This window comes from Sneathia sp. DSM 16631 (genome assembly GCF_014892235.1).
Classification (GTDB): Bacteria; Fusobacteriota; Fusobacteriia; order Fusobacteriales; family Leptotrichiaceae; genus Sneathia; species Sneathia vaginalis.
The window spans coordinates 18460-29473 of record NZ_JADBHL010000004.1 but is presented as its reverse complement, the minus strand read 5'-3'; the positions used below and the strand labels follow the sequence as shown (position 1 = coordinate 29473).

7 protein-coding genes and 1 other RNA gene are annotated in these 11014 nt (G+C 27.7%); 5 read left to right on the top strand and 3 right to left on the bottom strand.

Annotated elements, in window-relative coordinates; genetic code table 11:
• Window positions 1-200 precede the first annotated feature (200 nt).
• On the top strand, window positions 201-1706 hold the full coding sequence (locus tag IMK15_RS02810; protein ID WP_192941812.1) for a carbon starvation protein A: 1506 nt from the start codon (window positions 201-203) through the stop codon (window positions 1704-1706).
• A gap of 63 nt (window positions 1707-1769) precedes the next feature.
• The gene (locus IMK15_RS02805) at window positions 1770-3002 is read left to right on the top strand and encodes a helix-turn-helix domain-containing protein (RefSeq protein WP_192941811.1); all 1233 of its coding nucleotides are present in this window, start codon (window positions 1770-1772) and stop codon (window positions 3000-3002) included.
• On the opposite strand, the gene IMK15_RS02800 is transcribed toward IMK15_RS02805, so the two are convergent.
• From IMK15_RS02800 to ffs, 3 genes are all read right to left on the bottom strand, one after another.
• Complete coding sequence (locus tag IMK15_RS02800) at window positions 2975-5122, bottom strand: peptidase U32 family protein (RefSeq protein WP_192941810.1); 2148 nt, start codon at window positions 5120-5122, stop codon at window positions 2975-2977. The two genes, IMK15_RS02805 and IMK15_RS02800, sit on opposite strands and share 28 nt — an antisense overlap.
• A gap of 11 nt (window positions 5123-5133) precedes the next feature.
• Window positions 5134-6282: a cation diffusion facilitator family transporter gene (locus tag IMK15_RS02795; RefSeq protein ID WP_192941809.1), complete on the bottom strand. Its 1149-nt coding sequence runs from the start codon at window positions 6280-6282 to the stop codon at window positions 5134-5136.
• A gap of 25 nt (window positions 6283-6307) precedes the next feature.
• Window positions 6308-6570, bottom strand: an RNA gene (gene ffs / locus IMK15_RS02790) — signal recognition particle sRNA large type.
• Window positions 6571-6646: 76 nt separating this feature from the next.
• On the opposite strand from ffs, the gene lepB reads away from it, so the two are divergent.
• The 3 genes from lepB to IMK15_RS02775 are packed head-to-tail and all read left to right on the top strand — an operon-like array spanning window position 6647 to window position 10946.
• Window positions 6647-7912: a signal peptidase I gene (gene lepB / locus IMK15_RS02785; protein WP_192941808.1), complete on the top strand. Its 1266-nt coding sequence runs from the start codon at window positions 6647-6649 to the stop codon at window positions 7910-7912.
• Entirely contained in the window at window positions 7902-8258 is a 357-nt protein-coding gene (locus IMK15_RS02780) for a GNAT family N-acetyltransferase (RefSeq protein WP_192941807.1), read from the top strand. Before lepB ends, IMK15_RS02780 begins: the two co-directional genes overlap by 11 nt.
• Window positions 8259-10946, top strand: coding sequence for an autotransporter domain-containing protein (locus IMK15_RS02775; protein WP_192941806.1), 2688 nt, complete (start codon window positions 8259-8261; stop codon window positions 10944-10946).
• Window positions 10947-11014 lie beyond the last annotated feature (68 nt).

The following is an 11014-nucleotide window of genomic DNA, read 5'->3' as shown; positions in this document are numbered from 1 at the left end:
ATGATTTTTAATATATATTAAAAATATATAAAATAAGCAAAAAATATTGTAATAACAGTCTTAAGTGATAAAAAAAATTTAGGGAATACAAAAGAAATGATAGAAAAACCGTAAGTTAAATTTGTAATTAAGTTTATTTGCATAATAGAAAAATCATAATATAATTAGAATGTAAATATTATATAAACTTAGGAGGAGTTATGTATACATTTATTTTATCATTAGTAATCCTTATACTAGGTTATGTCTTCTATGGAAAATATGTAGACAAAGTATTTGGTTCAGATAATAGTAGACCAACACCAGCAATAGCTCAACCAGATGGTGTTGACTACGTTCCATTATCAACATTTAAATCATTATTTATTCAATTTTTAAACGTAGTTGGTACAGGACCAATATTCGGTGCAATAGCTGGGGTTATGTTTGGTCCTATGGCATTTGTATGGATAGTATTAGGTTGTATATTTGCTGGAGCAGTACACGATTTCTTTAGTGGTATGTTATCAGTAAGAATGAAAGGTGCTACAGTTGGGGAAATAGTTGGTAATAATTTGGGAGAATTCGCAAGACAAGTTATGAGAATATTCTCAATAATATTACTAGTATTAGTAGGTGTCGTATTTTTAACTTCACCAGCACAAATTTTAACAACATTAGTTTGTGGTAAGATGAATGCTCATGTATATAACATATTTATAGTAGTAATATTTGTATATTATATACTTGCAACAATTTTACCAGTTGATAAATTAATAGGAAGACTATATCCATTATTTGGTTTAGCATTGTTCTTTATGGCAGTTGGTATTTCAATTTCATTAATATATATGAATGTTACTGGAAAATACTACACACCAGAAATTACAGAATTGGCAAATAAAATAAATTATAATTCTAAATTTACATTATTCCCATTCCTATTTATTTCAATAGCTTGTGGGGCAATAAGTGGATTCCACGCAACACAATCACCAATAATTGCAAGATGTATAAAAACAGAAGCAGATGGACGTAAAGTCTTCTATGCAGCAATGATAGGTGAAGGAATTGTAGCAGTAATTTGGGCAGCAGCAGCTATTACATTATTTGGTGGTACTGATCACACAATCGCTGCACACTTAACAGGGCTTGCAGCAGCAGGTAAAGCACCAGTAGTAGTTAATAAGGTTGCAAAGATAACTTTAGGTAGCGTTGGTTCAGTTCTAGCAGTTTTAGGTGTTGTAGCAGCTCCTATAACTTCAGGGGATACAGCATTTAGAGGTGCAAGATTATCAATCGCTGATATGTTACATCTAGATCAAAAATCAATAAAACACAGATATATGATAGCTATACCATTATTCATAGTTGGTGGAATATTATCTCAAGTAGACTTTAATATAATATGGAGATATTTCGCATGGTCTAACCAAACATTAGCTATGATAGGATTATGGTCAGCATCTACATGGTTGATGAAACGTAAGAAGAATTACTTAATCACACTTATACCAGCTATATTTATGACATTAGTATGTATATCATATATAATAATAGCTCCAGAAGGATTTGGTAGATTCTTTATAGATGCAAATAAGAATATAACAGCACAAGGTTCATTAATAAGCTTTGTAATAGCAGCAATAGTTGCAATAATAGCTATAGTTGTATTCTTTAAATCAAAAGCAAGATGTGAAAGAGAAAATTCATATATAGAAGATTAATAATAACATTTAGGGCAAGTTATAAACGGCTTGTCCTAATTGTTTTCATATAAAGGAGTGGTAATGTTAAACGAAATAGATACTACATCAAAGTATGATATAAAAAAAAGTGTTAGTATACAGATTAAAGTATTAGAGGAAGCAAAAGGTTTTTTGTATACAACAGATAAAATGATACTTATACTTAGTGGAGATGCAACAGTTAAGATAAATAAAAATGAGTATAAAGTAAAAAAAGATACATTGATAAATGTAACACCTTGGACGGTGCTAGAAATATATGAAATAAAAAAACCTATAAACTATATCATACTTTCATATAGTAGACTACATTTAACAAGTATATTAAATAGTCTTATTAACGCAAATACTAGTCTATTTGAGGCTATAGATAAAAATGAAAAGATTAGCTTTGATTCTAAATCAGTCAAGGGCATAGTAAAATTAATGCTAGATATACGTAATGAAATGGGTGATGAGAATATACTTGAGTTATCAGAGTATAATGAGGATAAGTTCACTAAATTATCTGTTCTATTAAAAATAATAGAATTGTTAATAGAAATTTCAAGAAATGTAGCAGATGCAGAACAAAAATCAGAGTTTTCAATGGGACAAACAATAATAAAATACATTTATGCACATTCATCTGAAAAGTTGACGATAATGAAATTAGCAACAATCTTTTTCATGAGTGAATCAACAGTTAGAAAATATATAGAAGCATTTTCAAGTTTAACTTTCAATGAGTTGTTGTATAAGATAAGATTACAAAAGACAGAGGAGCTTTTACTTTATACTAATTTAAACTTAGATGAAATTGCACAGATTGCAGGATTTGTAGATGGTTCACATATTACAAAGGTTTGGAATATGAAAAAAAATATGACACCAGCAGTATATAGACAGCTATATAGAGCGTCATTTATAACCTCATCTGAAGAGGATAAACATCTTGCCTTTGAGATTATAAACTTCGTAAAGAAAAACTATAATGATCAAATTGACATATATATGGTAGCTAAAAAGTTTGGTATTAATGAAGTTAAGATTAATAAGTTATTATTACTTTATGTGGATAGAAATTTCAGTTCATTTTTAAACTATACAAGAATTAATAAGTCTTGTGAGTTATTAAAAACAACTGATGATAGTATAATAGATATTTGCTTTAAGGTAGGTTATAACAATGTTAAGACATTTAATAATAACTTTGTTAAGTATAAGCAAATAACACCAACAGAATTTAAAAAAATGGGAGCTAAAAATCATGAAACTCCCATATTGAAGGCGTAAGGATTGTATTTTCCTTCCCTTTTTTTTATACTTTTTAATATTTTAATTACTTCATCATAAGTTTCAAAAGTAAAGTCAAGTCTTAACTCATCTAATCCCAGTTCTTCTATTAAATCTAATTTAGGTATAAGATTCATAGGCTTATATAAGTATAACTCTACATTATTTAAACTATTACGTTTTAAAATATATCTATCAAAGAATTCACCCTGTATTTGCATATAGTTTTTATTCATTAAGTCATGCTCTATATACATACTCTTTAGATGTCCGTATATAACAAGTCCTTTTTTTAGGCTAGTTGATGTAAGGTGTCTTAGTTGCTTGTAGCTTAATTCAGGTGATAAGAATACGGTGTCTATATTCTTAAATCTTTTCATAAAGTCTAAGCTGTAATTATTAAAAATATTTAAGTTCCAGTTTGTAGACTGTAATATATTTTCTTTTTCACCTAATCGTATTTGCTGGAAGTTATATGCAAGATTACCTACATTTTTAATTTCTTTTTTGTTAAGATTCATTTCTTTTGATATATCAAAACCAGAATGATAAATTTTAGTTATCCCAAAATCAATGCAAGCTTTTTCTTGTTCTTTTGTTGAAACTAGTGCAGAAAGAATATATTTCTTTTTGGTATTTTCTTTAGGATAAATTTTGAAATTAACAACTACAGGCTCTTTTCTATATGAATCAAGTATTTTTTCTTTAAGTAAGTCAGTAGCAGTTCTTTTAAGCTTCTTTAATTCACTAAAAGGTATAAAGGAAGTGCCATCATAAATAACGTTAATGCTTTTAGCAATAAAAGGTGTGTCACCTAATTCAGATACCTTACTTTCTATAACCTCATTTGTGATTTTGTTTTTACTAAGTTCTGATATTACAGGGCCTAAAACTTCTATGCTAAATGACTTATACTTAAACACTAAACGTATATTATCATCTTTTTTTGCAAATAGGCTAATATCAATACCTATATATCTCTTTTTAGTTGTTATTCTATTCTTTATTTCATCATTTAAAGCTTTACTATAGTTTTTGTAAATAAAGGCAGTATCTTTGGGCATATCAAGGGTAATAATATCACCAGAAAAGGCTTTTTTAACCTTTTTACCCTTACATAGAATCTTATTAACAAATACTCCATCAAGGGTTTTAAAGTGTGAATTTACAAATTGTATTCCATCACCATTTTCAAGTTCATCATAAAGATGTATACTATTATTCTTATTAACTCCAATTAAGTATCCAAAATTTGATGAATACTTTGTATTCATTAGTTTGTTATCTAGATAAAAGTATCCTTTCGAATAACCTCTATTAAATAGCTTGTAGCTTTCAGACTTTCTATTAATACCATTTAATACATCACGGTAGTAGCTAACAGTTTCATAAACATAATTTTCATTTTTCTTACGTCCTTCAACCTTAATAGCATTTATACCTATATTTTCTAATTTCTTTATTTCCTCATATTCTAGTAGTTGATCATTTGGAGATAGTGTGTAGCATAATTTTCCATCATCTTGTTTAAAAGCTTTACGGCAAGTATACGCACACATACCACGATTTCCACTTCTTCCACCTATAAAGCTACTTACATAGCAATTACCAGAATAAGATATGCACATTGCACCTGAAACAAATACTTCTAGCTCTATATCTGTATTTTCTCTGATTTGTTTAATTTCTTCAAAAGATAACTCTCTTGCTAAAACAACACGTGATAGACCTATAGACTTTAAAAAATTTGCTTCTACATGATTTGATACAGTCATTTGTGTACTACCATGTATGGTAAGGTCTTTAAAATTTTCACGAAGTATAGATATTAGTCCTAAGTCTTGGACTATAACGGCATCTATACCATGTTCATATATGGGCATAAAGTTTTTTATGACACTTTTTAATTCAATGTCTTTCATTACAGTATTTAATGTTAAAAGACATTTAACACCATGAAGATGTGCGTAGTCTATAGCATCTAATAGTTCTTGAAAGCCAAGATTATCATTATTTCTTCTAGCTCCAAAACCTTTAAGCCCAAAGTAAACTTCATCTGCTCCAGCTTTGATTGCTGCTTCTAATTTCTCATAATTTCCAGCAGGTCCTATTATATTCATTTTCACCTTCTTTAATATATTGGTTCTACATGTAAAGTAACTCTTTTAATCTTAGGTATTTCTTTTCTAACTTTAAGACTAATTTTTTCTACTAATTCATGTGATACAGTAACTGTTAAGTTTCCATCTACTCTAACATCAGCATAAATATATATATTATGATTTGAACTTAGCATATATATATCATGAATGTAATGTATATTAGAGTCTTGGTATAGGATAGATTTTACTTTATCTAGTAAGCCTCTATTCTGTGCATCTAAAAGAGATTTTGTATTTTGTACTACAATAACTGCTCCTTGATAGACTATGTATAGATTAATTAGAGTAGATAAGACGATATCTATATTTTTTGATATGCTTATACTTAAAATTGTACCAATTAGGACAAAAGTTGATAAGAGTATATCAGACAAATAGTCCTTAATTAGAGTTTTAAGTAAGAGGTTATCGTATTTTATAGCCGTATATCTAACATAAAGGTATTGTATAACCTTTAAGAATATAAATAACACAGTAAAGAAGTAAACTATATATCTATTGTCATAATATATTTTCTTATTTATATTATCAATTGAGTCTATTATCGCTACAATCGAAGATATTACCATGATAAATCCGATTAATAAGCTGAAGATAGATTCAATCTTACCATACCCGAATGGATATTTTTCGTTTTCTTCAGAATTTGAAATTTTGCTACCAACTACAACTAGAAAATTTGTGATACAGTCGGAACTAGAGTTAATACCGTCAGCTATAATACATGAGATATTAAATGTAATACCGACAAATAGTTTTGCTATAGATAAAAATAGGTTTAGTATAAAAGAAAACAGACTAACATTAAATACACTTTTTTGCTTGTTTAATGTTTTATCTAAGTCCTTGTAAACATACCTACCATTTTCTAGTACAAAGCCTTCTTTTTTTAAAAGATTTGAAAAACCAATATCATTAGTATTTACATATAGCTCGCTATATCCTCTTAGCTTTACAACCTCTACACAGTGTAAAAGTAAAGACTTTCCATAGCTAATATATCTCATATTAGGTTTAACATAAAAAGAAACTATATTATTCTCATCTAATTTAGCATAACAAATTTTCTCATTATTCTCTAAAAGGTATATGGTATCATTTTCATTAAAAAAATTCATAAATCCTCCATTTAAACAAAAAAGGTCATACATTAAATAATCGAAATAACCCAAACACCCGTTTCACATATCTTAGCTCAAGTAATAGCTACCTTATAAACCTAGAAATCTAGACTTAATGCTGCTTCGTTCCCAACCTGACATAATTCGCCTAATTTCTACCAAATAAGACTATACTCTCAACACCTTAATATATGGCGTAATACCTAAGTCTCCCTCAAATTTAATATGACTTCCACTAAAGCGGATTGTGGATTCAGGGCACCGCTAGCTCCCCAGTTTGTATGACTAGATAAATAATAACATTATTTATCGAAAAAATCAACAAGATATGATATAATAAGTAGAAATGAAAGGAGAAGAGATGTTAGATAAGATTTTATGGGTTTTATTCTATATTATAACAGGTTTAATACTTTTGTTATTCCTGCTAAATGAAAAGAAATTAAATACAATTTTAAAGGATATATCAGATAAGATATCGAGTAAGATAGTAATAAAAAAAGTGATAAATAAAAATATAGTGTTAGGTATTAATATCTTAACTTGTTTTGTCGTTATAGGTATATTTGTATTTTTTGTTGATAAGACAAAAAGTGACATTTTACCTTTAAGACAAATAGGTATTTATGTAACAGTAGTAGTAAATGCTATACTACTAATAGCTAATAGAAAAAAAGAATATTTGGTAATATTAAACCTAATAATGCTATTAGCAGGTACAAATATATTTGGAATATATGATAATATGTTTAAACTTAGTATGGCTGTGTCACTACCATTAATACTAGTGTCTATAATACTTGAAAAAGAAAAGTTAAAAGAAAGTTTTAGAGTTTTAGTTAATGGAATATTCTTAATATTCATAATAGCAGTACTACAATTACACTATTTAGGAAACTATGTAATTCCAACACAATCAATGGAACCTACAATTTTAGCTAAGGATAGAATATTTTCAAATAATATAATCTACAAATTCACAAAGCCTAAGTTAAATGATATTATCTCTTTTGAAGAACCACTGAATAATCAAGTTATGTATACTAAGAGAATAACTGGTGTAGAAGGTACTGTATTTAAAATAGAAAATGATAAGATATATAGTAATGGGACACCAATTAGTGACAGAAAGTATAGTACTGGTAGAGACTCACTTTATCAAATGTTAGGTTTAAAAGAAATCTACATACCTAAAAAAGGTGATGAAGTAGTAATTACAAAGGTATTAGAATTTGATAGAACTACAATGAGTATAAATGTATTAACACCTCAAGAATTTTTAGAAAAGTGTAAGGGTCAAGATTACAGAAAATTAGTAGGGCTATATAACCATTTAGAAGATACAAGCTTACAAAGAAGATATACATTTGTAATGCAAGCTAAAGGACATGAACAAATAATGTTGCCTATACTAGACTTTAAATACGATAAGAAAGTCTTTGAAAGCCTATTAGAAGGTAATAGTGTAATTTTAAAGGATGACTACTACATGGCTATGGGTGATAATACAGATAATAGTGAAGATTCAAGATACTTTGGATATGTAAAGAAGAGTAGAATAAAAGGAAGATTATTCTTAAGATGGATGCCATTAAATAGAATAGGATTTATACGAGATGAATTTTAAAAGTATAGCTAAAATACATAATGAGAGTTTTTCAAAAAAATATGATGAAAAATTCTTTGAATCGTTGGAATATATAACATACTTATTAGACAATAGAGCATACTTGATACTAATAGATAGTATAGATGTATACGAAATATTTGAAATAGCAGTAGAAAAAGAGTATAGAGGCAAGGGACTAGCTAAAAAGCTATTAAATATGCTACCTGATACTAAACCTATTATGCTAGAAGTCAATATTAAAAATCTACCTGCGATAAGTTTATACAAAAAAATGGGATTTAAACAAATATCTTTAAGAAAAAATTACTATAATACAGATGATGCAATAATAATGAGGAGATAGATGAAGAAAATAGGTTATTTAATATTAGCAATAAATATATTATCATGTTCTGGTGCAGGTGGTGGTGTAGCGAGGACTAGCAGTTTAGATATTAGTTATGCCCCTAAAAGAGTAGAACGAGTAATAGAAGAAAGAAAAATAGAAGAAAGAAAAATAGAAGAAAAAAAAGAAAAGAAAGAAAAAAATGAAGTTCATTTTTTTGAGATAGAAGGTAAAGATAATAAGAATATAAGGTTAATAGTATCTCAGCTAAATGATAAACTAAGAAAAAAATTTTCGAACTATAATTATTTAAATGAAACTCATGCTAAGTTAGTGTTAGATTCATTTTTGAGTCATGGTAAAAATGGAATAAATAACGATGATATACAATTTCACCATAGTGAAGGTGAGTATAATGGGATAATTAATATATCACATGGTATAAGAAGAGGAAGTAATCTAGATTTAGGTGATTATTTAAATCCTGAATCAGAGCACAATCCTAAAAGCTTACTTAGTAAGCATAAACCATATATATCTGTTAAGAGTAGTGAGAATAATCAGTTACGTATAAAATCACTAGGTAATAGCGGTGAAAATCATTGGACTAGTGCATATTTACAAGCAGTATACCAAGTATTAGATAGCGAAACACAAAAAGAAGTTAGAAATAACATAATTTATGTGGGTAATAAGAGTAGAAAAGATATTGATACTAACTATAAAGCCATGCTTTTAAGATCTTTTGTTGTGTTTGAAGATGGTAATATATCTGGCAAGACAGGTTCTAGTTTTGCAGCACCTAGAGTTACAAGACTAGCTTATGAAATAAAGAAACGTTATCCTTTTTTAAGGTATAACCAAATTAAGCAAGTAATATTAACTACAGCAAAAAATAATGGTAGTCTAGATAATAAATATGGGTGGGGCGATGTTGATTTTGAAAAAGCATTAAAAGGTCCTGGAGCATTTAATCTAGGTTTAGTTGAAGAAGAAAAATACTATAACTCCACTAAAGACAAGATAAAAGATGAGTATGGTAATTACTATATGTACGTTAATATACCAAGTGGAACATATACATGGTCTAATGATATAGAAGGTGGGTTAAAAGAAAAAAATAAGGCGGATGAATATGTAGAGGTAGGGAAATATAACTATAGAATACCAGGCATACTTAATTCAGAACACAATTACTATAACCCAGCTAATTTTAGAAAAGATGGTAAAGGAACTCTAATATTAACTGGTAAACAGAACTATACTTCAAAAACACAAATTTTAGATGGAGTACTTAATTTACAAAATGATAGTAAGTCTAAATATGAGATATTAAATGGATCAAAGTTACTAATAGATAAAAAAGATGTAAATATTTCTAATGATGTCTTAAATGATAAATCTGTATTAGAGGTACGAAAGAAACTAAAGGTAAATAATTACTATGCAAGTGCTAATTCTAAGACAATAATTAGTGATGATATACAAACAAATAGTTATGTACAAAAAGGAGAATTAGTAGTACAAAACGATGGGAAACAAGACTTACCTAAGATAATGGGTAATGAAAAATTAGAAATGGATGAAAATAGCCTTAAAAATACTTTCTTAAGAGTAGAAAAGGTCAGTGATAATGTATATAAAATTAAAGATAAAAAAGTGAAATTAAAAGATCTAAGTGATGGAGAATTAAAAGATATACCATCATATAACATGAATACAAAGAAGTTTTTTGATGAGTATAAGGATACAAAAGTACTTAGAAATGTAAGAAATGACACAGAAGCCGAGGCACTGGAGAGAATATTTACAGACAATTACTCAAGCTTTATTAGCGAAAATATTGATATACAAAATGAAATAATTAATAATCATATTAGTGAATATGAGAATGTAGTGCCTAATAGTGTATTTTTTAATACATATAATTCATTTAATTTAAATGATGGTAAGAAGTATACCTTGTTTAACAGAAGAGTAAGTGGAGTCACAATAGGTATTAAAAAGAAAGTGTTTAAAGATTTTAATATGGGACTTTCACTTGGTATGCATAACTCGAATTACAATTTTTTTGAGAAGAATAAAAATAATATACAAAATGATGCAATTAGTGTAAATTTAACAGGAGATTATACATACAAAAATATATATCTATTATCTAATTTAGGGTATAGTAAGAGTATAAATAAGGCTACAAGATATATTAATGATGGAAGTGTTGAAATAAATTCAAGGTTTAATACTGATACTTTTAACTTAGACTTAAAAGCAGGATATGTGTTAGGGTTAACAGAAAACTTGTCTATTATCCCCTCATTAGCATTTAGGTATATGAATACAAGCATAGGACATGTAAAAGAAAGTACAACAGATACACTAATGCAAGGGATATTGCTAGAATTAAGGAATAATACGATAAATAGTTGGTATTTAAATCCTAGTTTAGATCTTGTGTATAAGAATAATAAGCTTACATTCATAAATCGTATAGGGTATACAAGAAATTTAAGCGAATATATACAACTAAACGCAAGAATGGCTAATACAGACTTTAAATTAATTGGTAAAAATCCAAATAAAAATATCTTTGAATATAAAGGTATGATTAGATATATGATGAATAATAATTTTACTTTAGCTTCTAGTTTGAGTATCAATAGTGCAAGTAAAATAGGGACTTCTATAACTTTATCATATATTTTTTAAAAAAAGTACTTGCAATATTTTTTTAATTGTTGTACAATGACACCATAAATGAAAAAAACGGAGGAAAA

Excerpts from the sequence above, each read along its gene's own strand:
- IMK15_RS02810 (WP_192941812.1), top strand. The coding sequence starts at position 201 with ATGTATACATTTATTTTATCATTAGTAATCCTTATACTAGGTTATGTC.
- IMK15_RS02805 (WP_192941811.1), top strand. The coding sequence starts at position 1,770 with ATGTTAAACGAAATAGATACTACATCAAAGTATGATATAAAAAAAAGT.
- IMK15_RS02800 (WP_192941810.1), bottom strand. The coding sequence starts at position 5,122 with ATGAATATAATAGGACCTGCTGGAAATTATGAGAAATTAGAAGCAGCA.
- IMK15_RS02795 (WP_192941809.1), bottom strand. The coding sequence starts at position 6,282 with ATGAATTTTTTTAATGAAAATGATACCATATACCTTTTAGAGAATAAT.
- lepB (WP_192941808.1), top strand. The coding sequence starts at position 6,647 with ATGTTAGATAAGATTTTATGGGTTTTATTCTATATTATAACAGGTTTA.
- IMK15_RS02780 (WP_192941807.1), top strand. The coding sequence starts at position 7,902 with ATGAATTTTAAAAGTATAGCTAAAATACATAATGAGAGTTTTTCAAAA.
- IMK15_RS02775 (WP_192941806.1), top strand. The coding sequence starts at position 8,259 with ATGAAGAAAATAGGTTATTTAATATTAGCAATAAATATATTATCATGT.